The organism is Nocardioides sp. Leaf285 (assembly GCF_001422955.1).
In the GTDB taxonomy this organism is placed as follows: domain Bacteria; phylum Actinomycetota; class Actinomycetes; order Propionibacteriales; family Nocardioidaceae; genus Nocardioides; species Nocardioides kribbensis.
In genome coordinates this window covers 385,383-408,389 of sequence record NZ_LMNH01000003.1, presented here as the reverse complement: position 1 = coordinate 408,389, position 23,007 = coordinate 385,383, and the positions used below count along the sequence as shown (strand labels likewise).

General features: G+C 74.4%; 19 protein-coding genes. 12 read left to right on the top strand and 7 right to left on the bottom strand.

The window, feature by feature from the left end; genetic code table 11:
• Window positions 1-60: 60 nt before the first annotated feature.
• Window positions 61-1,275 (bottom strand): acyl-CoA dehydrogenase family protein, encoded by a 1,215-nt coding sequence (locus ASF47_RS10270; RefSeq protein ID WP_056864581.1) that lies wholly within the window; start codon window positions 1,273-1,275, stop codon window positions 61-63.
• 232 nt (window positions 1,276-1,507) lie between these two features.
• Between ASF47_RS10270 and ASF47_RS10265 the strand changes: the two genes are divergently transcribed.
• Genes ASF47_RS10265 through ASF47_RS10245 form a run of 5 tightly spaced genes read left to right on the top strand, consistent with a single transcriptional unit; the run spans window position 1,508 to window position 9,406 of the window.
• Window positions 1,508-3,298 carry an acetyl/propionyl/methylcrotonyl-CoA carboxylase subunit alpha gene (locus tag ASF47_RS10265; protein ID WP_056863904.1) on the top strand — a complete coding sequence of 597 codons (1,791 nt, stop codon included), beginning with the start codon at window positions 1,508-1,510 and terminating at the stop codon, window positions 3,296-3,298.
• Between the two features lie 41 nt (window positions 3,299-3,339).
• Window positions 3,340-3,867, top strand: coding sequence for a PH domain-containing protein (locus ASF47_RS10260; RefSeq protein WP_235558713.1), 528 nt, complete (start codon window positions 3,340-3,342; stop codon window positions 3,865-3,867).
• A complete protein-coding gene (locus ASF47_RS10255) occupies window positions 3,864-5,405 on the top strand; it encodes a PH domain-containing protein (RefSeq protein ID WP_056863903.1) in 1,542 nt (513 codons plus the stop codon). Before ASF47_RS10260 ends, ASF47_RS10255 begins: the two co-directional genes overlap by 4 nt.
• A 26-nt stretch (window positions 5,406-5,431) precedes the next feature.
• The gene (locus ASF47_RS10250; protein ID WP_056863902.1) at window positions 5,432-8,830 is read left to right on the top strand and encodes a pyruvate carboxylase; all 3,399 of its coding nucleotides are present in this window, start codon (window positions 5,432-5,434) and stop codon (window positions 8,828-8,830) included.
• Window positions 8,831-8,839: 9 nt separating this feature from the next.
• Window positions 8,840-9,406 (top strand): dienelactone hydrolase family protein, encoded by a 567-nt coding sequence (locus ASF47_RS10245; RefSeq protein WP_056863901.1) that lies wholly within the window; start codon window positions 8,840-8,842, stop codon window positions 9,404-9,406.
• Here the strand turns inward: ASF47_RS10245 and ASF47_RS10240 are convergent.
• Entirely contained in the window at window positions 9,403-9,954 is a 552-nt protein-coding gene (locus ASF47_RS10240; protein ID WP_056863900.1) for a helix-turn-helix domain-containing protein, read from the bottom strand. The two genes, ASF47_RS10245 and ASF47_RS10240, sit on opposite strands and share 4 nt — an antisense overlap.
• 60 nt (window positions 9,955-10,014) lie before the next feature.
• Here ASF47_RS10240 and ASF47_RS10235 point away from each other — a divergent pair, with 60 nt between their 5' ends.
• Complete coding sequence (locus tag ASF47_RS10235) at window positions 10,015-11,232, top strand: benzoate/H(+) symporter BenE family transporter (RefSeq protein WP_056863899.1); 1,218 nt, start codon at window positions 10,015-10,017, stop codon at window positions 11,230-11,232.
• Here the strand turns inward: ASF47_RS10235 and ASF47_RS10230 are convergent.
• From ASF47_RS10230 to ASF47_RS10220, 3 genes are all read right to left on the bottom strand, one after another.
• Window positions 11,213-12,433 (bottom strand): SpoIID/LytB domain-containing protein, encoded by a 1,221-nt coding sequence (locus ASF47_RS10230; protein WP_056863898.1) that lies wholly within the window; start codon window positions 12,431-12,433, stop codon window positions 11,213-11,215. The two genes, ASF47_RS10235 and ASF47_RS10230, sit on opposite strands and share 20 nt — an antisense overlap.
• 83 nt (window positions 12,434-12,516) lie before the next feature.
• Window positions 12,517-13,809 (bottom strand): SpoIID/LytB domain-containing protein, encoded by a 1,293-nt coding sequence (locus ASF47_RS10225; protein ID WP_056863897.1) that lies wholly within the window; start codon window positions 13,807-13,809, stop codon window positions 12,517-12,519.
• 109 nt (window positions 13,810-13,918) lie between these two features.
• Window positions 13,919-15,457, bottom strand: a complete 1,539-nt coding sequence (locus ASF47_RS10220) for an LVIVD repeat-containing protein (RefSeq protein ID WP_056863896.1) — start codon at window positions 15,455-15,457, stop codon at window positions 13,919-13,921.
• Between the two features lie 115 nt (window positions 15,458-15,572).
• Here ASF47_RS10220 and ASF47_RS10215 point away from each other — a divergent pair, with 115 nt between their 5' ends.
• Window positions 15,573-16,262 carry a DUF305 domain-containing protein gene (locus tag ASF47_RS10215; protein ID WP_056863895.1) on the top strand — a complete coding sequence of 230 codons (690 nt, stop codon included), beginning with the start codon at window positions 15,573-15,575 and terminating at the stop codon, window positions 16,260-16,262.
• Window positions 16,263-16,333: 71 nt separating this feature from the next.
• On the opposite strand, the gene ASF47_RS10210 is transcribed toward ASF47_RS10215, so the two are convergent.
• Both ASF47_RS10210 and lpdA read right to left on the bottom strand, forming a co-directional pair.
• A complete protein-coding gene (locus ASF47_RS10210; protein ID WP_056863894.1) occupies window positions 16,334-17,740 on the bottom strand; it encodes an NAD(P)H-quinone dehydrogenase in 1,407 nt (468 codons plus the stop codon).
• Window positions 17,741-17,769: 29 nt separating this feature from the next.
• Window positions 17,770-19,176, bottom strand: a complete 1,407-nt coding sequence (lpdA, locus tag ASF47_RS10205; RefSeq protein ID WP_056863893.1) for a dihydrolipoyl dehydrogenase — start codon at window positions 19,174-19,176, stop codon at window positions 17,770-17,772.
• Between the two features lie 70 nt (window positions 19,177-19,246).
• Here lpdA and ASF47_RS10200 point away from each other — a divergent pair, with 70 nt between their 5' ends.
• From ASF47_RS10200 to ASF47_RS10180, 5 genes are read left to right on the top strand one after another with little or no spacing between them, the layout of a single operon-like run.
• Window positions 19,247-19,699 carry a gamma-glutamylcyclotransferase gene (locus tag ASF47_RS10200; protein WP_056863892.1) on the top strand — a complete coding sequence of 151 codons (453 nt, stop codon included), beginning with the start codon at window positions 19,247-19,249 and terminating at the stop codon, window positions 19,697-19,699.
• 56 nt (window positions 19,700-19,755) lie between these two features.
• The gene (locus ASF47_RS10195; protein ID WP_056863891.1) at window positions 19,756-20,553 is read left to right on the top strand and encodes a purine-nucleoside phosphorylase; all 798 of its coding nucleotides are present in this window, start codon (window positions 19,756-19,758) and stop codon (window positions 20,551-20,553) included.
• Window positions 20,553-21,263: a TetR/AcrR family transcriptional regulator gene (locus tag ASF47_RS10190; protein WP_082500194.1), complete on the top strand. Its 711-nt coding sequence runs from the start codon at window positions 20,553-20,555 to the stop codon at window positions 21,261-21,263. The genes ASF47_RS10195 and ASF47_RS10190 overlap by 1 nt, the downstream gene beginning before the upstream one ends.
• On the top strand, window positions 21,260-21,904 hold the full coding sequence (locus tag ASF47_RS10185) for a biliverdin-producing heme oxygenase (RefSeq protein WP_235558712.1): 645 nt from the start codon (window positions 21,260-21,262) through the stop codon (window positions 21,902-21,904). The genes ASF47_RS10190 and ASF47_RS10185 overlap by 4 nt, the downstream gene beginning before the upstream one ends.
• A gap of 38 nt (window positions 21,905-21,942) precedes the next feature.
• Entirely contained in the window at window positions 21,943-22,983 is a 1,041-nt protein-coding gene (locus ASF47_RS10180; protein WP_056863890.1) for an aldo/keto reductase, read from the top strand.
• Window positions 22,984-23,007: the final 24 nt, after the last annotated feature.

Sequence of the window (23,007 nt, the reverse complement as noted above, 5' to 3'; positions counted from 1 at the left end):
CTCACCCCCCTGGGGTGGCTGGCCCGTGGCGTCGGGTGTAGGGGGCCCGCCGCACGGGCCTCACTCCACCGGGAGGCCCAGGCCCCGTGCGATGAGCATCCGCTGCACCTCGGAGGTGCCCTCGCCGATCTCGAGCACCTTGGCGTCGCGGTAGAAACGGGCCACGGGGTACTCCTCCATGAAGCCGTAGCCGCCGAAGACCTGCGTCGCGATGCGGGTCGCGGTGACCGCCGACTCGGTGGAGTAGAGCTTGGCCACCGCCGCCGCCTGCTTGAAGTCGCGGTACGGCGCGCCGCCGTCCTTCATCGCCGCGGCGCGGTAGGTGAGCATCCGGCTGGCGTGCAGCATGACCTCGAGGTCGGCCAGCTGGAAGGCCACGCCCTGCTTGCGCCCGATGGGGCCGCCGAAGGTCTGGCGCTCCCCCGCGTAGGCCAGCGCCATGTCGAGGCAGGCCTGGATGCAGCCCACCGAGAGCGCGGAGATCGCCACGCGCCCGTCGTCGAGGGTGGCGAGGAACTGGGCGTAGCCCCGGCCGCGCTCGCCCAGCAGGTGGTCGGCCGGGACCCGCACGTCGTCGAAGGACAGCGGGTGGGTGTCGGAGGCGTGCCAGCCGAGCTTGTCGTAGGCCTTCTCGGCGGTGAAGCCCGGCGTGCCCGCCGGCACCATGATCGCGGAGATCTCGGGCCGGCCGTCCTCGCGCGTGCCGGTGCGGGCCGTGGCGGTGACCAGCGAGGTGATCGCGCTGCCGGAGTTGGTGATGAACTGCTTGGCGCCGTTGACCACCCACTCCTCCCCCGCCAGCTCCGCGCGGGTGGCGGTGGCGCCGGCGTCGGAGCCCGCACCGGGCTCGGTGAGGCCGAAGCCGGCCAGCTGCTCCCCGGCGACCAGCGCGGGCAGCCAGCGCTCCTTCTGCTCCTGCGTGCCGTAGGTGAGGATCGGGTTGATGCCCAGGCCCACACCGGCCTGCAGGGTGATGCCCATCGACTGGTCGACGCGCCCGATCTCCTCGATCGCCACGCACAGGCTGGTGAAGTCGCCGTCCTCGCCGGCCCCGCCGAACTCCTCGGGCGCAGTGAGGCCGAAGAGCCCCAGCTCGCCCATCTGCTGCACCACGTCGACCGGGAAGTGGTGCTCGCGGTCCCACTGCGCGGCGTGGGGGGCGATCTGGGCCTGCGCGAAGTCGCGCACGCTGCGGCGGAACTCCTCGTGCTCGCGGGAGAGCTCGAAGGCCGAGCCCGGGAGGCCGGCGGGGACGGAGGACGTGACGGCGGTCATGTCGCCCATGCTAGCGGCGAGGTTAGCGTCTGTTAACCACGTGGGCGGCCGACTCCCGGACCGGGGGAGGGAGTCCGGAGGACAGACCTCGCCGACGCCGGCGCGGAGCGGGCGATAGCCTGCCCACGAGGTGCGGCCGGAGCCGTGCCGAGGACGACGCAGGACCCCTGCGGAGCCCCACCCAGGACAGCCAGAACCCACCAGCCCCACCACAGACACCCAGGAGTGACAGGTGCCGGAGACCACGCCGCTGCAGAAGGTGCTCATCGCCAACCGGGGCGAGATCGCGGTCCGGGTCATCCGGGCCTGCAAGGACGCCGGCATCGGCAGCGTCGCCGTCTACGCCGAGCCCGACCGCGACGCCATCTTCGTGCGCATGGCCGACGAGGCCTACTCCCTCGAGGGCGCCACCCCGGCCGAGTCCTACCTCGACATCGCCAAGATCATCGCCGTGGCCCAGCGCTCCGGCGCCGACTCGGTCCACCCGGGCTACGGCTTCCTCGCCGAGAACGCCGACTTCGCGCAGGCCGTGCTCGACGCCGGGCTGATCTGGATCGGCCCCCCGCCGGCCGCCATCGAGGCCCTGGGCGACAAGGCCAAGGCCAAGCACATCGCCGACAAGGCCGAGGCGCCCCTGGCCCCCGGCACTAAGGACCCCGTGGCCGACGCCGACGAGGTCGTCGCCTTCGCCCGCGACAACGGCCTGCCCGTGGCCATCAAGGCCGTCTTCGGCGGTGGCGGTCGCGGCCTCAAGGTCGCCCGCACCCTGGAGGAGATCCCCGACGCCTACGAGTCGGCGGTGCGCGAGGCGGTCACCGCCTTCGGGCGCGGCGAGTGCCTGGTCGAGAAGTTCCTCGACAAGCCGCGCCACGTCGAGACCCAGTGCCTGGCCGACCAGCACGGCAACGTCGTGGTGGTCTCCACGCGCGACTGCTCGCTGCAGCGGCGCAACCAGAAGCTCGTGGAGGAGGCGCCCGCGCCCTTCCTGAGCCAGGAGCAGCTCGCCGAGCTCTACGAGTCCTCCAAGCGCATCCTGCGCGAGGCGGGCTACTACGGCGCCGGCACGTGCGAGTTCCTGGTCGCCCAGGACGGCACCATCTCCTTCCTCGAGGTCAACACCCGCCTCCAGGTCGAGCACTGCGTCTCCGAGGAGGTCACCGGCATCGACCTCGTGCGCGAGATGTTCCGCATCGCCGCCGGCGAGGAGCTCGGCTACGACGACCCGGAGATCCGCGGGCACTCCATCGAGTTCCGCATCAACGCCGAGGACGGCGGGCGCAACTTCATGCCCGCGCCGGGCACCCTCACCGCCTGGGCGCCGCCCAGCGGACCCGGCGTGCGCGTCGACGGCGGCTACGAGTCGGGCCAGACCGTCCCCGGCTCGTTCGACTCCCTCATCGCCAAGCTCGTCGTCACCGGCCGCGACCGCACCCAGGCCCTCGAGCGCTCGCGCCGCGCGCTGGAGGAGTTCGTGGTCGACGGCATGCCGACCGTCATCCCCTTCCACCGCGCCGTGGTCTCCGACCCGGCCTACGTCGGCGCCTCCACCCCCACCGGCGAGGGCTCCTTCGAGGTCTACACCCAGTGGATCGAGACCGAGTTCGACAACCGGATCGAGCCCTACGCCGGTGAGGCCGGCGAGGCGGCCGAGGAGGCCGAGCGCCAGAAGGTCGTCGTCGAGGTCGGCGGCAAGCGCCTCGAGGTCGTCCTGCCCGGCGGGCTCGGCGGCGTCGCCGCGGCCGCCGGCGGCGGGGGCAAGGCCAAGCCGAAGCGGGCGGGCGGCAAGAAGGCCGGCGCGGCCGCCAGCGGCGACGCCGTCACCAGCCCGATGCAGGGCACCGTGGTCAAGGTCGTGGTCGCCGAGGGCCAGGAGGTCGCCGAGGGCGACACCGTCGTGGTCATCGAGGCGATGAAGATGGAGCAGCCGCTCAAGGCCCACAAGGCCGGCACCGTCACCGGCCTGCAGGCCGAGGTCGGCGCCACCGTCACCAACGGCGCCGTGATCTGCGAGCTCAAGGACTGAGCCGGCGGGCGCCGAGGGGGTCGGTCGGTAGCGTCGGACCCGTGCCCCACGAGCCCGACCCGCAGCCCGGCCTGCAGCCCGACCCGCATCCCGAGCTGCGAGCCCCGTCGCAGCGGGTCAGCCCGCGCGCCCGCACGATGTGGACCGTCGAGACCCTCCTCGAGGGGGTCGTCTCCGCGGCCCTCGTGGTGGTCGTCGTGGCCCTGGTCGACGCGGTCGACGTCACCTGGTGGGGCGTGGCCCTGCTGGGAGCCGCGGTCGCGGCGTACGCCCTGGTCGTGCCGCGGTGGCGCTGGGCGGTGCACCGGTGGGAGGTCACCGACACCGCGGTCTACACCCAGGTCGGGTGGTGGAGCCTGGAGCAGCGGGTCGCGCCGCTCTCACGGATCCAGACCGTCGACCACGTCGTCGGCCCGGTCGAGCGGGCCTTCGGCCTGGCCACCGTCACCGTCACGACGGCCTCGGCGGCCGGGGCGCTGCGGGTCTCCGGCCTCGAGCGCGACCGTGCCCGCCGCCTCGTCGACGAGCTGACGCTGCGCGCCGAGGCCGCCGGCGGCGACGCGACGTGAGCGAGCCGGAGCCGGTGGTCGAGCCGGTGGTCGCGGAGTCCGAGTGGCAGCGCCTCGACCCCCGGATGCTGCTGGTGCACCCGGTCAAGGAGGTCGTGCGCTTCCTGCCGGTGCTCGTCGGCGTGTGGTTCGCCGGCAGTGCGGCGGGCTCGTCGTGGCAGCTGCTGGGGGTGGCGGTGCCCGTGGCCCTGGGGGTGCTGCGCTACCTCACGACCAGCTTCCGCGTCGCCCACGACCGCGTCGAGCTGCGTCGCGGCCTGCTCGAGCGCCACGTGCTCTCCACCCCCGTCGACCGGGTGCGCACGGTCGACCTCACCGCCTCCCCGGTGCACCGCGTGCTGGGCCTGACCACGATGCGCGTCGGCACCGGCACGGCCTCCAGCGACGACGACGAGCAGCTCGACCTCGACGGGCTGCCCGTGGAGCGGGCCCGCCGGCTGCGCGACGAGCTGCTGCGCGCGGCCCCCTCCGCGCCGGGCGCCGAGGAGGACCTCGACGCCGAGGGCCGGTCGCGGCCCCCGGTGCCCGCGGCGCCGCCCGTGCTCGTGCTCGACGCCGCCTGGGCCCGCTACGCCCCGCTCACCAGCGCGGGGCTCGTGCTCGCCGCCGCCGTCGTCGGCGGTGGGCTGCAGCTCCTGCAGGTCCTCGGGGGGCTCGACCGCATCGACGTCGACGGCGTGGCCCGCGACGTCGCCACCGCACCGCTGCTGGCCCTCGCCGCCGTCGCCGTGGGCCTCGGTCTCGTGGTCGTCGCCGGGCTCGCCGTCGTGGCCTACCTGGTGTCCTACTGGGGCTTCTCGCTGCGGCGGTCGGGAGCCAGCTGGCACCTGGTGCGCGGCCTGCTCACCACCCGGGAGACCAGCCTCGACGACGCGCGCCTGCACGGCGTCACCCTGGCCGAGCCGGTCGGGCTCCGCCTGGCCGGCGGCGCCGGGCTCAGCGCGATCGTCACCGGGCTGCGGGGCGAGGGCGGCGCGGCCAGCGCCCTGCTCACCCCGCCCGCGCCGTACGCCGTGGTCGCCGCGACGGCCGCGGCCGTGGTGGGCGACACCGAGCCGGTCACGGGGCCGCTGGTGCCGCACGGGCCGCAGGCGACGCGTCGTGCGTGGGTGCGCGCCTGCGCGCCGGCGCTCGTGCTCGCGGGCCTGGTGGTGGCGGGGGTGCTCGCCGACCTCCCGGGCACGTCGTCGTGGCTGCTGCCGCTCGTGCCCGTGCTGCTCGTGGGCGGCGCCCTGCTGGGCCGCGACCGCGCCCGCTCGCTGGGTCACGCGCTCACCGCGCGCCACCTCGTGGCGCGCCGCGGCAGCGTGGTGCGGCGCCGCGACGTGCTCGCCCGCGAGGCGGTCATCGGGTGGACGCTGCGGGCCACGTGGCTCCAGCGGCGCGCCGGCCTGTGCTCGCTGGTCGCGACGACCGCGGGCGGGCGGCAGTCGGTGGTGGTGGCCGACGTGCCGCGCGCCCTCGCGGTCCGGCTCGCCACCTCCGCCCGGCCCGGGCTGCTGGAGCAGTTCCTCCTGGTGGACGAGTCACACGGCTGACACACCGACGTCGGTACCCTCCGGGCATGTTCTCCAAGGTGCTGGTGGCCAACCGCGGCGAGATCGCGATCCGGGCGTTCCGTGCGGCGTACGAGCTCGGGGCCGAGACCGTCGCGGTGTTCCCCTACGAGGACCGTGGCTCGGAGCACCGGCTCAAGGCCGACGAGGCCTACGAGATCGGCGAGCGCGGCCACCCCGTGCGCACCTACCTCGACCCGGACGCGATCGTGGCCGCGGCGGTCCAGGCCGGCGCCGACGCGGTCTACCCCGGCTACGGCTTCCTCTCGGAGAACCCCGCACTGGCCGAGGCCTGCGCCAACGCCGGGATCACCTTCATCGGGCCCACCGCCGACGTCCTCGAGCTGACCGGCAACAAGGCCCGTGCCATCGCCGCCGCCAAGGCGGCCGGCGTGCCCGTCCTGGCCAGCGTCGAGCCCTCGACCGACGTCGACGCCCTCGTCGAGGCCGCCCAGGAGCTGCCCTTCCCGCTCTTCGTCAAGGCCGTGGCGGGTGGCGGCGGGCGCGGCATGCGCCGCGTCGACGACCCGGCCAGGCTGCGCGAGGCCGTCGAGACCTGCATGCGCGAGGGCGAGGCCGCCTTCGGCGACCCCACCGTCTTCGTCGAGCAGGCCGTGGTGGAGCCGCGCCACATCGAGGTGCAGATCCTCGCCGACGGCCAGGGCGGGGTCATGCACCTCTTCGAGCGCGACTGCTCGGTGCAGCGACGTCACCAGAAGGTCGTGGAGATCGCCCCGGCGCCCAACCTCGACCCGGAGCTGCGCGAGCGCATGTGCGCCGACGCGGTGCGCTTCGCCAGCGAGATCGGCTACCGCAACGCCGGCACCGTCGAGTTCCTCCTCGACCCCGACGGCAACTACGTCTTCATCGAGATGAACCCCCGCATCCAGGTCGAGCACACCGTGACCGAGGAGGTCACCGACGTCGACCTCGTGCAGTCGCAGATGCGCATCGCCTCCGGGGAGAGCCTCGCCGACCTCGGGCTGTCGCAGGAGACCGTGCAGCTGCGCGGTGCCGCGCTGCAGTGCCGCATCACCACCGAGAGCCCCGCCAACGACTTCCGCCCCGACACCGGCACCATCACCACCTACCGCTCCCCCGGCGGCGCCGGTGTGCGCGTCGACGGCGGCACGACCTACTCCGGCGCCGAGGTCAGCGCCCACTTCGACTCGATGCTGGCCAAGCTCACCTGCCGCGGTCGCGACTTCCCCACCGCGGTGGCCCGCGCGCGCCGCGCCGTCGCGGAGTTCCGCATCCGTGGTGTCGCCACCAACATCGCCTTCCTCCAGGCGCTGCTCGACGACCCCGACTTCGCCGCGGGCCGGGTGACCACGTCGTTCATCGAGACCCACCCGCAGCTGCTCACCGCACGCGCCTCCGGCGACCGCGGCACCAAGCTGCTGGCCTACCTCGCCGACGTCACCGTCAACAAGCCCCACGGCGAGGCCCCGGTGACCCTCGACCCCCGCACCAAGCTGCCGCGGGTCGACCTGTCGGTGCCCGCCCCCGACGGCACCCGCCAGCAGCTGCTGGCGCTGGGGCCCGACGCCTTCGCCCGCGACCTGCGCGAGCGCACCGGGGTGGCCGTCACCGACACCACCTTCCGCGACGCCCACCAGTCGCTGCTGGCGACCCGGGTGCGCACCAAGGACCTCCTCGCCGTCGCCGGCCACGTCGCCCGCACCACCCCGCAGCTGTGGTCGCTGGAGGCCTGGGGCGGTGCGACCTACGACGTGTCGCTGCGCTTCCTCGCCGAGGACCCCTGGGAGCGCCTGGCCCAGCTGCGCCAGGCCGTGCCCAACATCTGCCTGCAGATGCTGCTGCGCGGGCGCAACACCGTGGGCTACACCCCCTACCCCACCGCGGTGACCCACGCCTTCGTCGAGGAGGCCGCCGCCACCGGCATCGACGTGTTCCGGATCTTCGACGCCCTCAACGACGTGGAGCAGATGCGCCCGGCCATCGAGGCCGTGCGCGCCACCGGCACCACGGTGGCCGAGGTCGCGCTGTGCTACACCGGCGACCTCTCCGACCCCGCCGAGGACCTCTACACCCTCGACTACTACCTGCGCCTGGCCGAGCAGATCGTCGACGCCGGCGCCCACGTGCTGGCCATCAAGGACATGGCCGGTCTGCTGCGCGCCCCCGCGGCCCGCACGCTGGTGACCGCGCTGCGCGAGCGCTTCGACCTGCCGGTGCACCTGCACACCCACGACACCCCGGGCGGGCAGCTGGCCACCCTGCTGGCCGCCATCGACGCCGGGGTCGACGCGGTCGACGCCGCGACCGCCTCGATGGCGGGCACGACCTCGCAGCCGCCGATCTCGGCGCTGGTCGCCGGCACCGACTTCTCGGCGCGCGAGACCGGCCTCGACCTCGCGGCGGTCAACGCGCTCGAGCCGTACTGGGAGGCCACCCGCCGCGTCTACGCCCCCTTCGAGTCGGGCCTGCCGGCGCCCACCGGGCGGGTCTACCGCCACGAGATCCCCGGCGGCCAGCTCTCCAACCTGCGCCAGCAGGCGATCGCGCTCGGCCTGGGCGAGAAGTTCGAGCAGATCGAGGACATGTACGCCGCGGCCAACGACATCCTGGGCCGGGTCGTGAAGGTGACGCCGTCCTCCAAGGTGGTCGGCGACCTCGCGCTCCACCTGGTCGCCGCGGGCGCCGACCCCGAGGAGTTCGCCGCCGACCCGGCCTCCTTCGACATCCCCGGCTCGGTGATCGGCTTCCTGCACGGCGAGCTCGGCGACCCGCCCGGCGGCTGGCCGGAGCCGTTCCGCACCAAGGCGCTGGAGGGTCGCTCCTACCAGGCGCCGGCCGAGGAGCTCACCGACGAGCAGGCCGCGGGCCTGGGCCTCGACGGCGAGGTCAGCCAGCGCACCCGCCGCGACACGCTCAACGAGCTGCTCTTCGCCGGCCCGACCAAGGAGTTCCGCGAGTCGCGCTCGACCTACGGCGACCTCTCGGTGCTGTCCACCCTGGACTTCCTCTACGGGCTGCGCCGCGGCGAGGAGCACACCGTGGAGATCGCGGAGGGCAAGAAGCTCATCCTCGGCGTCCAGGCGATCGGCGAGCCCGACGAGCGCGGCATCCGCACGGTGATGTGCACCATCAACGGCCAGATGCGCCCGATCCCGGTGCGCGACCGCTCGGTCTCGGCCGACGCCGCGGCCGTGGAGAAGGCCGACCCGTCGAAGCCGGGCCAGGTCGCGGCCCCCTTCCAGGGCGTCGTGAGCGTCGTCGTGGCCGAGGGCGACCGCGTCGCCGCGGGCGACACCGTGGCCACCATCGAGGCCATGAAGATGGAGGCGGCCATCACCGCCCCCGTCGACGGCACGGTGGAGCGGGTGGCGCTGTCGGGCACCCAGGCCGTCGAGGGCGGTGACCTGGTCGTCGTGCTGGCCTAGGGTCGAGCGATGACCCACGTCGTCCTCTTCCACCACGCCCTCGGGCAGACGCCCGGCTTCCACGCCTTCGCCGACCGGCTGCGCGCGGCCGGTCACGAGGTCACCGCCCCCGACCTCTACGCCGGGGCGACCTTCACCGACCTCGACGAGGGCGTGGCCCACGCCCGCACCACCGGCTTCGACGTCGTGCGCCAGCGTGGCCTGGACGCCGCCGCCGACCTGCCCGACGACGTGGTGTGGGCCGGGATGTCCCTGGGGCTGATGCCGGCGCAGACCCTGGCCCAGACCCGACCCGGCGCCCGCGGGGCGCTGCTCCTGCACGGCGGCGTGCCGCCGGAGGCGCTCGGGTCGCCCTGGCCCGACGCCCTGCCCGCCCAGGTGCACGTCATGGAGCACGACGACTGGGGCGACGTCGACGACTGCCGCGCCCTGGCCGCCGCGCAGGACGAGGTCGAGCTCTTCCTCTACCCCGGCGCGGGCCACCTCTTCACCGACGCCTCCTCGGTCGACCACGACCCCGCCGCGAGCGACCTGCTCCTCGAGCGGGTCCTGGCCTTCCTCCAGCGGGTCGGCTAGCCCCCGGGCGTCGCGGGCGCAGGCGTGGTGATGACGTCGACGCCCGTCATGCCGCCGGCACCCGCCGTGTAGGTGTGCGGCCGGTCGGCCGCCCACTCCGCGGTGGCGCCCGCGGCGAGCTCCAGGGGGGCGTCGTCGCCCGGCTCCACCCGGCACGAGCCGGTCAGCACCACCATGCGCTCGCGGGTGCCCGTGGCGTGGGCCGGCGAGCGGCGACGACCGCCGGGAGGCATGCGCAGCAGCCAGACCTCCACCGTGCGGTCGGCCTCGGCGAGCACGTGCAGCCGCACGGTCTCCAGCCCCGGGTCGGCCACCGCGACCCCGTCGCGGTCCTCGACGAGGGCGGCCAGCGGCACACCGAGCGGGGCCGCGAGGGCGTAGAGCGTGTCGAGGGTCGGGTTGCGGCGCCCCGTCTCGAGCTCCGAGAGCGAGCCCTTGCCCACGCCGGCGGCCTCGGCCAGCGCGGCCAGCGACAGCCCGCGCGCGCGGCGTACGGCGCGCACCCGCGCACCGGCCTCGGCGCCCGGGCCGTGGGCCTGGTCCGCCACGGGCGGCTCCCTCCGACTAGGGTTCTGTATACGGAACCCTAGCGCGGCGAGGAGGCCCCGGTGCCGACCACGACCGACGACGTCCCGGAGGCGCCCACCCACGGCAGCCCGGTGCTGGCCGGCGTGGTGGTCGCCCTCGTCGGCTTCTCCAGCTCCTTCGCGGTCGTGCTGGCCGGGCTGGTGGCCGTCGGCGCCTCGCCCACCCAGGCCGCCTCCGGGCTGCTGACGCTCTGCGTCACGCAGGCGCTGGGCATGCTCTGGCTCAGCCTGCGCCACCGCATCCCGCTCACCCTGGCCTGGTCGACCCCGGGCGCGGCGCTGCTGGCCACGACCGGCGGTGCCGTGGGCGGCTGGCCCGCGGCGGTGGGCGCGTTCGTCGCCACCGGCGCGCTGGTGCTGCTCACCGCGGCGTGGCCGCGTCTGGGTGACCTGGTCGCCCGGGTGCCGCCCGCGCTCGCCCGGGCGATGCTCGCCGGGGTGCTGCTGCCGCTGTGCCTGGCGCCGGTGACGGCGCTCGCCACCGACCCGTGGGCGGTGGGGCCGGTCGTCGTGGTGTGGCTGGTCCTGCTGCGCGCGGCCCGCCGGTGGGCCGCGCCCGCGGCGCTGGGCGCCGCGCTGGTCGTCGCCGTGGTCGACGTGACCGCCGGCGACGGCGCCCGGCTCGCCGCGGGCGACCTGCTGCCGCGTCTCGACCTCACCGCCCCGACGTGGACGCTGCCGGCCCTGGTGGGCCTGGCGCTGCCGCTCTACGTCGTCACGATGGCCTCGCAGAACCTCCCCGGGGTGGCGGTGATGAGCGCCGAGGGCTACGCCGTGCCGTGGCGCGAGTCGATGGCGGTCACGGGGGTGGCCACCGTGGTCGGCGCCCCGGCCGGCGCCCACGCGGTCAACCTGGCCGCGATCACCGCGGCCCTGGCGGCCGGCCCCGAGGCCGGCCCCGACCGTGGGCGCCGCTGGGTGGCCGCCGTCACCGCGGCGGTGGCCTACCTCGCGCTGGCGGTGGCCAGCGCCGCCCTGGCCTCGCTGGTGGCCGCCTCCTCCAGCGCGGTGGTGCCGGCCGCCGCCGGTCTGGCGCTGCTGGGCACGTTCGCCGCCTCGGCCAGCGACGCCCTGGGCGCGCGCGAGGAGCGCGAGGCCGCGGCGGTCACCTTCCTCGTCGCCGCCTCCGGCGTCGTCGTGCTCGGCGTGGGGGCGGCGTTCTGGGCGCTGCTGGCCGGGCTCGGGGTGCGCACTGCGCTGTGCGCGGGCCCCCGGGCGGTCACGACACCGCGACGGTGAACCAGGTCGAGCGCAGCCCCAGCGCGGAGCGGAACGCGTCGCCGCTCACCGTGACCGAGCCCCGCGTGCCGCTCAGCACCAGGGCCGAGACCCGACCGCCCCACTCGCCGTTGCCGTCGCGGGCGGTGACCCGCACGCCCCGCAGGTCGCCGACCGCGGGCCAGCGCCGCTCCAGGGTCTCGTCGGCCAGCCGCACCGACCAGTCGTGCACGGGGTTGCCGGCCCAGTCGTCGTACGGGTCGGCCCGGGCCACCAGGTAGGGCACCGAGCCGGCCGAGGTCCATCCCCCGCTGCTCGAGGAGAACTGCGTGAAGGCGGGCGACCCGTCGGCGAGCAGCACCTGCCCCACGGTGTCGGCGATCGCGGCGTCGGAGGCGGGGTGCTCGGAGCCGACCCCGCCGTAGACCTGGGAGGCCGTGGTGTCGTAGACGTCGAAGTGGCCCCCGCGGGGGTGGAGCCGCTCGTAGGCGGCGTAGGTGCGGGCCGCCACCGCCTGGGCGCGCACGGCGGCCGGCGACCAGCTCGCCGGCACCTCGCGCGGCACCACGCCGCGCAGGTAGGCCTCCAGGCGCAGGTCGTTGACGGTGTCGCGGGCGGCCGAGCCCGGGGTCACGGTGGCGGCACGCAGCCGACCGCGGTACCGCTGGTCCCCGCCGGGCGTCACCAGGGTGAGCGGCTGACCGCCCGCGGCGAGCTCCCCGTCGCCCTCGAGCTCGCGCCAGCGCCGCCATCGGTCGGTGCGGAAGGAGACCCGGGTGGCCCCGGTGGCGGCCTGCTGCACCCGCCACAGCGAGGCGCCCTTGTCGGGCAGCAGCGTCAGCTCACCGGTCGCGGTGTCGCGCAGCGTCAGCCCCGGCCGGGCGCGCACGACGAGGTCGTCGGTGGTGTCGGCGCCGACGAGCACGTCGATGCGTCCGGCGCGCCGGCCCCAGGTCAGGTCGGGGTAGTAGAAGTCGAGGATCTCGCGGTGGTCCAGGCCCTGGCGGGCCGCGCCCTCCGCGCCGTACTGCGACATGCCGTGACCGTGACCGTAGCCGTGGCCGGTGAGGGTCAGCACGGCGTCGGGCGGCACGGTCCAGGTGTCGGCGGCCGACGCGGCCGACGCGGGCGGCGTCGCCGCGAGCGGGGCGAGCAGGGGCGCGGCGACGGCGGCGAGCAGCAGGGCGACGCGCGCACGACCGCGGGGGCGGCGGAGCAGCATGACCCGATGGCACCACAGGTCACCGCGGCCCCGCGGCGCTCTGCGCGAACTACGCCGGCGTAGTTCGCGCGGACGCGCGGTGCTCAGACGAGCCAGAACCAGTCCGAGCGCAGCCCGAAGAACGAGCGGAACCGGTCACCGCTCAGCGTGCTGGAGGCGTCGGTGCCGCTCACGCGCACCTCGACGACGCGACCGCCGCGCGGGCCGTCGCCGTCGCGGCGGGTGACCTCCACGCCGGTGAGCTCTCCGATCTGCGGCAGCGCCCCCTCGAGCGCCTCGTCGCTGATCCGCACCGTGCCCTCGGGCCACGGCACGTAGGGGTTGCCGCGCCACGGGTCGTAGGGGTCCTTCTTCGCCCGCAGGTAGCCGAAGGAGCCGGCCCGGGTCCAGCCGCCATTGCTGGCCGAGAACTGCGCGAAGATCGGCTTCCCGTCCTTGGTGCGCACCTGGCGCGCGGTGGCCCGGATCGCCGCGTCGGCCCGCGGGTGCTCGGCGGAGAAGCCTCCGTAGACCTGGCAGGCGGCGGTGTCGCACAGCTGGTAGTGACGCGAGCCCGGTGCGGCGGCGCGCTCGAAGGCGGCGTAGGTGCGGGCGGCGACGGCCTGGGCGCGGATCGCATCGGGGTCCCAGGTCGAGGCGATCACCTCGGCCGGCACCACCCCGCGCAGGTAGGACTCCAGCGCGACGACGTTGACGGTGTCGCGGCCCGCCCCGGAGGCCGCCGAGCGCAGCGCGCCGCGGTAGTCCACGGCCCCCGCGGGCGTGTGCAGCCGCACCGGCGCTCCCCCGGCCGCGAACTGCGCCTGCCCCGGCAGCACCCGCCACCGCTTCCAGGGGCCGCCGGAGGTCTGCGACGAGACCAGGCTGTCGCCGTCGGCGGCGGTGATCCGCCACCGGCTCGCCTCGGGGCGGGCCTCGTCGAGTCGCCAGGTGCGCGCCGAGCCCGCCGACCCGGTCGCGGTCAGGGCCCGACGCGCGCTCACGACGACGTCGTCGCTGGTGTCGGCCGAGATCAGCACCCTGACGTCGCCGCCGACCGTGCCCCGGCCGGTGCCGGGGTAGTAGAAGCGCAGGATCCGCTGGGCCCCGAGTCCCTGGCGCGCGGCGCCCTCGGCGCCCCACTGCGACAGGCCGATGCCGTGGCCGTAGCCGCGCCCGGCCAGGTCGACGCCACCGATCGGGGCCCGCCGCTCCCCCTCCTCGGCGGCCGCGCCGCCCGGCGGCACGGCGACCGACAGCAGTGCCACCGACAGCAGGGCCACCGACAGCAGGGCCACCGACAGCAGGGCCACCGACAGCAGGGCCACCGACAGCAGGGGGCCTGCGCCGCTCAGGCGGCGCGCGGGGTGGGCACGGGTGGGGCGGAGGTGGCGCACAGGGACTCCCGGGGGGTGGAGGCAAGCAGGACGCGCCCGATCCTCACAGGAGGACCGGGCGCGTCTCAAGCCCGCTCGGTGCGGTGCGGTGCCGTGCGGGGTGGTGCGGTCAGCCGTTGTAGGACGGCTGCGACTGGGCGTTGAAGGTGCCCATGCGCACCTTCTTGGCCTTGTTCACGCGCGGGTCGTCGATGGCGAAGACCTCGAGGCCGCGGGTGATGTCGCTGGAGTAGATGTGGCCGTTGTACCAGTACGTCGACCAGGAGCCACCGAGCACGAGCTCGGTGTCGGAGATGGCTCCGCGGTCGAAGTGGGCGATCTCGACCGGCTTGCGGGAGTTGGTGAAGTCGAAGACCGAGAAGCCGCCCTGGTACCACGCCTGCACCATGATGTCGCGGCCCTCCACCGGGATCAGCGAGCCGTTGTGGGCCACGCAGTTCTCGGTGAGCGCCTGGGTGCGCGGGATCTTGTAGTAGCTGCGGAACTCCAGGTCGCGACGCACGATGTCGTAGATGCCGTTGGCGCCCCGCTTGGGGCCGGTGCCGGGGTTGCAGGTCGGCGCACCGCCGCCGCCGAGCTCGTCGGTGAAGACGACCTTGGTGCCGGCGTTGTTGAAGGTGGCGCTGTGCCAGAAGGCGAAGTTGCGCTCGTCGCGGACCCGGTCGATGACGCGGGGCTCGGCGCGCTTGCTGATGTCCATCAGGATGCCGTCGCCCATGCAGGCCCCCGCGGCGAGGTCCTTCTTCGGGTAGGCGGTGATGTCGTGGCAGCCGCTCGTGGCGCTGTTGCCGCCGGGCACGCCGCTGCCGGGGTTGCCGCCGCCGGGGAACAGCCTCGGCGTGCGGAGCAGCTCCGCCCCGGCGGGGTCGGCCACGGGCACGGTGACGATGCTGATGCGGTCGTGCGGGGTCTGGCAGTCGGGGAAGGCGTCGTTGGGTCCGTAGGAGGACACGTAGACGAAGAGCCGCTGCCCCGACTTCGACGGGGCGAGGGTGTGGGTGTGCGAGCCGCAGTCGGTCTCCACCGACGCGACGTACTCCGGGGCGGCGGGGTCGGAGATGTCGAAGACCCGCAGACCCTCCCACGACGACTCCTCCTCGGCCGACTGCGAGACGCTGCTGCACGAGTCGTCGCTGCGGCTGGAGTCGACGCTCAGCACGAGGACGTCGCGGTAGACCGAGACGTCGCCCTGGCCCCCGGGGCACTCGACCTGGGCCACGCGCTTCGGCTCGGTGGGGCGGGAGATGTCGAAGACCGCGAAGCCGTTGTAGTTGCCGTCGTAGGCGTACTTGCCCTGGAAGGCCAGGTCGCTGCCGACGCCGCCGTTCTCAGGGGTGAAGGAGCCGACCAGCGGCTTGCGGGCGATCTGCCGCACGTTGCTGCTCTTGTCGACCTCGCCCTGGTCGGCGGTGGCCTCGTAGGAGTCGAGCCCGGCGAGCGCCTGGCCGGGCAGCGCGCAGGCGTCGTCGAAGTTGTCGCCGGCGGCGCGCAGGTCGGCGCGCTCGGCGGGGGTGCAGGTCGGGTCGGTGCGCTCGGCGGAGGCCGAGCCGGCGCCGGTGACCGTGAGGCCGGCGACCGCGCCGGCGCCGAGGGCCAGCGAGAGCAGCGCGAGCCCGGCGCGGGTGCGGCGGGGGGTGGGTGGTGTCACGGGGGTGGGCCCTTCGTCCGAGTGTCGAATCCCTCCGCGGGTGCCGCGGAGGGGTGGGTCAGGAGAATCTTGGCCGCTGTGGCCCGATCGCGCCACCCTGTGATGTGCTGGATCCATGACTCGGGTCGTTGTCCTGCACCGTACGTCGATCGCCGCGGCCGCCGCCGTGCTCGCGCTGGGCCTCGCGGGGTGCAGCTCCGACGACGGCGCCGCGGACACGCCGGAGGGGGGCGCGTCGGACGCCCCTGCGGCGGCGCTGCCGGCCGGGGTTGACGCCGACGACGCGTCGTTCCTGACCCAGATGGTGCCCCACCACGCGCAGGCGCTGACGCTGGTCGACCTGGCGCAGACCCGGGCTGCGAGCCCGGCCGTGCTCGCAGCGGCCGACCGCATCGCGGCGGGCCAGGGCCCCGAGATCCTCGAGATGGCGGCGTGGCTCGACGCCCGCGGCCTCCCGGTGCCCGACGAGTCCGACCTGGCGGAGATGACCGAGGCGGTGTCGGGCGACTCCGCGACGGGGCACGAGGGTCACGGCATGGAGGGCATGGAGGGCATGGAGGGCATGGGGGCCATGCCCGGGATGCTCGGCTCCGACGACCTCGACGCCCTGGCCGCGGCCGAGGGCGTCGACTTCGACCGGCTCTTCCTCACCGACATGATCCGCCACCACGAGGGCGCGGTCACGATGGCCGAGGCGGTGCTCGCCGACGGCTCCGACCAGCGCGTCAACGAGATCGCCACCGAGATCTCCGCGGGCCAGACCGCGGAGATCGAGCGGCTCGAGGTCCTGCTCGACCGGCTCTGAGGCCGGCCGCGCGGCGGCCGCTCCCGGTCAGACGCGGCCCGGGCGCGGGTCAGACGCGGCCCGGGCGCGGGTCAGACGCGGTGCAGCCGGCGGGCGGCCTCCGCGATCGACCCGCTCATCGAGGGGTAGACGGTGAAGGTGGCCGCGAGCTGGTCGGCGGTGATCGACTCCGCCACGGCCAGCGACACCGGGTGGATCAGCTCGCTGGCCCGAGGACCGACCACCACGCCGCCGACGACGATGCCGGTGCCGGGACGGCAGAAGAGCTTGACGAATCCGTCGCGCACGCCCTGCATCTTGGCCCGCGGGTTGCCCGAGAGAGGCAGCATGACGACCTCGGCGGTGATCTCCCCGTTGTCGACGGCCTGCTGCGACCAGCCGACCGTGGCGATCTCGGGGGCGGTGAAGACGTTGGAGGCGACCTTCTTGAGGTCCAGGGGCGCGACGGCGTCGCCGAGGAAGTGGTACATCGCGATCCGGCCCTGCATGGCCGCCACCGAGGCGAGCATCAGCACACCGGTGCAGTCACCGGCGGCGTAGACCCCGCGGGCGGTGGTGCGCGAGACGCGGTCGACGCCGACGAAGCCGCCGTCCTTGAGTCGCACGCCGGCGTCCTCGAGACCGAGGTCGGTGGTGTTGGGCACCGAGCCGAGCGCGAGGATGCAGTGCGAGCCCTGCACGCTGCGGCCGTCGGTGAGCGTCACGGTCACGACGTCGCCGTCGCGGGTCACCGACTCCATCCGCGAGCGGGAGAGCACCTTCATGCCGCGGCGCTTGGAGACCTCCTCTAGCACGGCCGAGGCGTCGGCGTCCTCGCCGGGCAGCACGCGGTCGCGCGAGGAGACGAGGGTGACGGGGATCCCGAGGGCGAGGTAGGCCGACGCGAACTCGGCCCCGGTCACGCCCGAGCCGACCACGATCAGCTCGGTCGGCACCTCGGTGAGGTCGTAGACCTGCTCCCAGGTGAGGATCCGCTCGCCGTCGGGCTGGGCGCTGGGCAGCGTGCGGGGCGAGGCGCCGGTGGCGATGAGCACGGCGCCGGCCTCGAGGGTCTGCTCGGAGCCGTCGGGGGCGGTCACCACGACGCGCTCGGGGCCGTCGAGGCGGCCGCGGCCGCGCACCACCGTGACGTTCTCGCGGTCGAGGCGGCGGCCGATGTCGACCGACTGCTCGGCGGCGAGGGCCTTGACCCGGGTGTTGACCCGGGCCAGGTCCACGCTGAGCGTCGTGGCCGCGTCACCCTCCACGTCGTGAAAGTTGACCCCGAGCTCGGCGGCGCCGGCGACCTCGGTCATCAGCTCGGAGGTGGCGATGAGGGTCTTGCTCGGCACGCAGTCGGTGATGACCGCCGACCCGCCGAGACCGTCGGTGTCGACCACGGTCACCTCGGCCCCGAGCTGGCTGGCGACCAGCGCGGACTCGTAGCCCCCGGGACCACCGCCGATGATGACGACCTTGTCGACTGTCCGGTCGGGCATGGCTGTGCTCCTCGCGCTGGCGGGCTCGGTCAGAAGTTGATCATGTGGCCGGCGATGCCGTGCACGGCTTCCTTCACCGACTCACCCAGCGTCGGGTGGGCGAAGACGTTGCGGGCCACCTCGTCGGCGGTGAGGTCCCACTGCTGGGCCAGGGTCAGCACCGGCAGCAGCTCGGTCACGTCGGGGCCGATGAGGTGGGCACCGATGATCTCGTTGTGCTCGGCGTCGGCGACGACCTTCACGAAGCCGACCGCGTCGCCGAGACCCTGCGCCTTGCCGTTGGCCGAGAAGGGGAAGGTGGAGGTCTTGACGTCGTAGCCCTTGTCCTTGGCCTGCTGCTCGGAGTAGCCGAACGAGGCCACCTGCGGCTGGCAGTAGGTCGCCCGCGGGATCATGTCGAAGTCGATCTCCATGGTCTCCGCGCCGGCGATGGTCTCGGCGGCCACGATGCCCATGGCCTCCGCGGCGTGGGCCAGCATCATCTTGCCGGTGACGTCGCCGATGGCGTAGACGTGCTCGACGTTGGTGCGGCCCCGCCCGTCGACGGCGATCGCTCCCCGCTCGGTGAGCTCCACACCGGCCGCCTCGAGGCCGTAGCCCTCGACGCGCGGGGCGAAGCCGATGGCCTGCATGACCTTGTCGGCCTTGAGGACCTCCTGCTGGCCGTCCTTCGACACCGTCACCGAGACCTGGTCGCCGGAGTCCTCGATCGACTCGACCTTGGTCGACAGGCGCACGTCGACGCCGAGCTTCTTGTAGTGCTTGAGCAGCTCCTTGGACACGTCGGCGTCCTCGGTGGGCACCATGCGGTCGAGGAACTCCACGATGGTCACCTCGACGCCGAAGTTCTTCAGCACGTAGGCGAACTCCACGCCGATCGCGCCGGAGCCGGCGATGATGATGGAGCCGGGCAGCTGGTCGGTGAGGATCTGCTCCTCGTAGGTCACGACCCGCTCGCTGAGCGAGGTGCCCGGGATGAGCCGGGTCTTGGCGCCCGCGGCGACGATGAGGTCGGTGCAGGTGTAGGAGGTGACGTTGCCGTCCTTGTCCTTGACGTCGACGCCCTGACCGCCGTCGACCGCGCCGGTGAGGGTGCCCCAGCCGTCGATCTCGGTGATCTTGTTCTTCTTCATCAGGAAGTGGACGCCCTTGACGATGCCGCCGGAGACCTGGCGGCTGCGCTTGTGGGTGGGCCCGAAGGCCATGGTGGCGTCGCCCTCGATGCCGTACTTGGCCTTCTCGTGGGTCAGCACGTGGGCGAGCTCGGCGTTCTTGAGCAGGGCCTTGGAGGGGATGCACCCGACGTTGAGGCAGACACCGCCCCAGTACTTCTCCTCCACCACGGCGACCTTCTTGCCGAGCTGGGCCGCGCGGATCGCGGCGACGTAGCCACCGGGACCGGCGCCGAGGACGAGGACATCGAAGTGCGTGCTCACGGGCCCCACCCTAGGGCTCGCGCGCAGGTCGGCCCAAGGCGGGCGGGCACCCGGCACTACTCTTCGTCACGTGACGCTCTACGCCGCCTACGGGAGCAACCTCGATCCCGCCCGCATGGGCGAGCGCTGCCCCCACTCGCCGCTGCGCACGACCGGCTGGCTGGAGGGCTGGCGGCTGACCTTCGGTGGCGAGGAGCACGGCTGGGACGGCGCCCTGCCCACCATCGTCCAGGACCCCTTCGAGCAGGTCTTCGTGGCCGTCTACGACGTCACCCGCGAGGACGAGAGCAGCCTCGACGGCTGGGAGCAGGCCGACACCGGCCTCTACCGCAAGACCCGGGTGCGGGTCTCCACGCTCACCGGCGAGCAGGTCACGTGGGCCTACGTCCTCGACGCCTACGAGGGCGGCCTGCCCTCCGCCTCCTACCTCGGCGTGCTGGCCGACGCCGCCGAGGCCGCCGACGCCCCCGCCGACTACGTCGCCGCCCTGCGCCGACGCCCCTGCCGCTCCTCGGGCCTGTAGCTCCCCGGGCGCGGCCCGTGGCCCGCGACGGGTCGCGGCACGCATAGGCTGAGGAGGTGAACGACGACGCATACTCCCTGGCCACCGACGCCGCCCAGAAGCTCGCCGACCTGACCGGCGTCGAGCGCCACGACGTGGCCCTGGTGCTCGGGTCCGGCTGGCTCCCCGCGGTGGACGCACTCGGCGAGGCCACGGCCGAGATCGCCACGACCGACCTGCCCGGCTTCAACCCCGCCGCGGTCGCCGGCCACTCCGGCACGATCCGCTCGGTGCGCTCGGGCGAACGCAACCTGCTGGTCTTCCTCTCGCGCACCCACTACTACGAGGGCAAGGGGGTGCCGGCCGTGGTCCACCCGGTCCGCACCGCGGCCGCCGCGGGCTGCTCCACGATCGTGCTCACCAACGGCTGCGGCGGGCTCAAGGAGACCTGGAGCCCCGGCCAGCCGGTGCTGATCAGCGACCACATCAACCTCACCGGCCGCTCCCCCATCGAGGGCGCGCGCTTCGTCGACCTTACCGACCTCTACTCCCCGCGCCTGCGCGCGCTGTGCCGCGAGATCGACCCGAGCCTCGACGAGGGCGTCTACGTCCAGTTCCCCGGACCGCACTACGAGACCCCCGCCGAGATCGGGATGGTCCGCGCGATCGGCGGCCACCTGGTCGGGATGAGCACGACTCTCGAGGCCATCGCCGCGCGCGAGGCCGGCATGGAGGTCCTCGGCATCAGCCTGGTCACCAACCTCGCCGCCGGCATGAGCGGAGAGCCGCTCGACCACGCCGAGGTCCTGGAGGCCGGTCGCGCCGCGGCCAGCCGGATGGGAGACCTCCTCTCCACGATCGTCCCGCGGATCTGATGGCCCCCGACGAGACGACCGGCGAGACCCCCGACCCCACCGGCGACCTGTCCTCGGGTCGCGAGACCCGGGCCCGACTGGTCGAGGCGGCCACGCGGGCCTTCGCCGACCACGGGGTGCAGAACGCCTCGCTGCTCGACATCACCCGCCAGGCCGGCCAGCGCAACCGGGGCGCGGTGCACTACCACTTCGGCTCCCGCGCGGGGCTGCTGACCACGGTGCTCGACCAGTTCACCGACGTCCTCGCCGCGCGCGAGCGCGAGCTGCTCGCCGTGGCGCACGAGCGGCCCGACGACGACCTCGGTGCGGCCGTCGAGGCCGTCGTGCGTCCCAGCGTCGAGGTGGCCGAGAGCGACTGGCGCGGTCGCTGCTACCTCATGATCGTCGCGGAGCTGATCGCCGACGACCACGCCCGCGCCATGGACGGGGTGGAGGAGGCGCTGGCCCGCACCGGGGGCCACGAGGTCTACGCCCTCATCGTCGAGCGGATGCCGACGATGCCCGACGCGCTGCGCGACGAGCGGCTGAGCCTGATGACCGGCTTCGTGCTGCGCGCCATCGGCGACCGCGCCCGGGCCCTGGGCGGCGACTCCCCCCGGCGCGAGCGCCTCGACACCGACGCCTTCGTCGCCAACCTGGTGGCCATGGCCGCGGCGATGCTGCGCGCCCACCCCCTGCCCGACGTGCCCGCGTCCGACCTGCCCGCGTGAGCACGCTGTCGGCGCGCATGCGCGAGGGGTCGATGGCCGAGCACCGCGCCGCCGAGGCCTCGGTCTTCGTCACCCGGCTGCTCGAGGGCGGGGTCGACGCCGCCGGCTACACCGCCTACCTGCTGCGGCTGCAGCGCGTGTACGCCGCGCTCGAGCGCACCGCCCGCGCCCACCTGCACCACCCCGGTGTCGTCGCGGTCCACGACCCCGACCTCGAGCGGTCGGCCGCGCTGGAGGCCGACCTGGAGCACTGGGCGCCCGGCGGGCCCCGCGAGGTCGACTCCCCCGCGGTCGCGGCCTACGAGCGCCGCATCGAGGCCAGCACCGGCGTGGCCGGCGGCGCCGGCTTCGCGGCCCACCACTACACCCGCTACCTCGGCGACCTCTCCGGGGGCCAGGCCATCGGCCGCACCCTCGACCGCACCTTTCACCTCGGGGGCCGCGGCACGGACTTCTACCGCTTCGACGCCGTGCCGAGGCCCAAGCCCTACAAGGACGGCTACCGCCTGCGCCTCGACGGGCTCGACCTCGACGAGGCGCAGCAGCAGGCGGTCGTGGCCGAGGTGCAGGCGGCCTTCGCCCTCAACCAGGCGCTCTTCGTCGAGCTCGCGGCGGAGCTGGACCTGCTCGGCGCGCGCTGACGCACCCCCGGCTTGGACCGCCGCGCTTGGGTGGACCCATGAGCACCTCCGCACCGACCCCCGCGAGCATCCCGACCCGCACCCTCGGCACCGCCTCCCACGAGGGTCGACCCCTCACCGTCTCCGCCCTCGGCCTGGGCTGCATGGGCATGTCGGAGTTCTACGGCACCGGCGACGAGCAGACCGGCGTCGACACCATCCACCGCGCCCTCGACCTCGGCGTGACCTTCCTCGACACCGCCGACATGTACGGCCCCTTCACCAACGAGCAGCTGGTGGGCCGCGCCATCGCCGGCCGCCGTGACGAGGTCCAGCTGGCCACGAAGTTCGGCAACGAGCGGCTGCCCGACGGCACCCGCCTGGGCATCAACGGCAGGCCCGACTACGTGCGCACCGCGTGCGACGCCTCGCTGCGACGGCTCGGCGTGGACCACCTCGACCTCTACTACCAGCACCGTGTCGACAAGACCGTGCCGATCGAGGAGACCGTCGGCGCGATGGCCGAGCTCGTCGAGGCCGGCAAGGTCCGCCACCTGGGGCTCTCGGAGGCCTCGGCCGCCACGATCCGGCGCGCCCACGCCACCCACCCGATCACCGCGCTGCAGACCGAGTACTCCCTGTTCACCCGGGACCTCGAGGACGAGATCCTCCCCGTGCTGCGTGAGCTCGGCATCGGCCTGGTGCCCTACTCGCCGCTGGGTCGCGGCATCCTCACCGGCGCGATCACCGACGAGAGCCAGCTGGAGGAGGGCGACTCGCGTCGCACGGCGTACTTCCCCCGGCTCAACGGCGAGGGGCTGCGCGCCAACCTCGCGCTCGTGGCGAAGGTGCGCGGGATCGCCGAGGCCAAGGGCTGCACCCCCGGCCAGCTCGCGCTCGCCTGGGTGCTCGCGCAGGGCGACGACACCCTCGGCGTCGCCCCCATCCCCGGCACCAAGCGCGTGCGCTACCTGGAGGAGAACGCCGGGGCCGTCGCGGTCTCCCTCGACACCGCCGACCTCGAGGCCCTCGAGCGTGCCGTGCCGCGCGACGCCGTGGTGGGCGAGCGCTACGGCGACATGAGCAGCATCGACGCCTGAGCGGGCGCCGAGGGCCCACCCGGT

Bases quoted from the DNA above. Each gene is read 5' to 3' on its own strand.
- ASF47_RS10250 (WP_056863902.1), top strand. From the start codon at position 5,432: ATGTTCTCCAAGGTGCTGGTGGCCAACCGCGGCGAGATCGCGATCCGG.
- ASF47_RS10210 (WP_056863894.1), bottom strand. From the start codon at position 17,740: ATGCCCGACCGGACAGTCGACAAGGTCGTCATCATCGGCGGTGGTCCC.
- ASF47_RS10230 (WP_056863898.1), bottom strand. From the start codon at position 12,433: ATGCTGCTCCGCCGCCCCCGCGGTCGTGCGCGCGTCGCCCTGCTGCTC.
- ASF47_RS10180 (WP_056863890.1), top strand. From the start codon at position 21,943: ATGAGCACCTCCGCACCGACCCCCGCGAGCATCCCGACCCGCACCCTC.
- ASF47_RS10190 (WP_082500194.1), top strand. From the start codon at position 20,553: ATGGCCCCCGACGAGACGACCGGCGAGACCCCCGACCCCACCGGCGAC.
- ASF47_RS10215 (WP_056863895.1), top strand. From the start codon at position 15,573: ATGACTCGGGTCGTTGTCCTGCACCGTACGTCGATCGCCGCGGCCGCC.
- ASF47_RS10245 (WP_056863901.1), top strand. From the start codon at position 8,840: ATGACCCACGTCGTCCTCTTCCACCACGCCCTCGGGCAGACGCCCGGC.
- ASF47_RS10270 (WP_056864581.1), bottom strand. From the start codon at position 1,275: ATGACCGCCGTCACGTCCTCCGTCCCCGCCGGCCTCCCGGGCTCGGCC.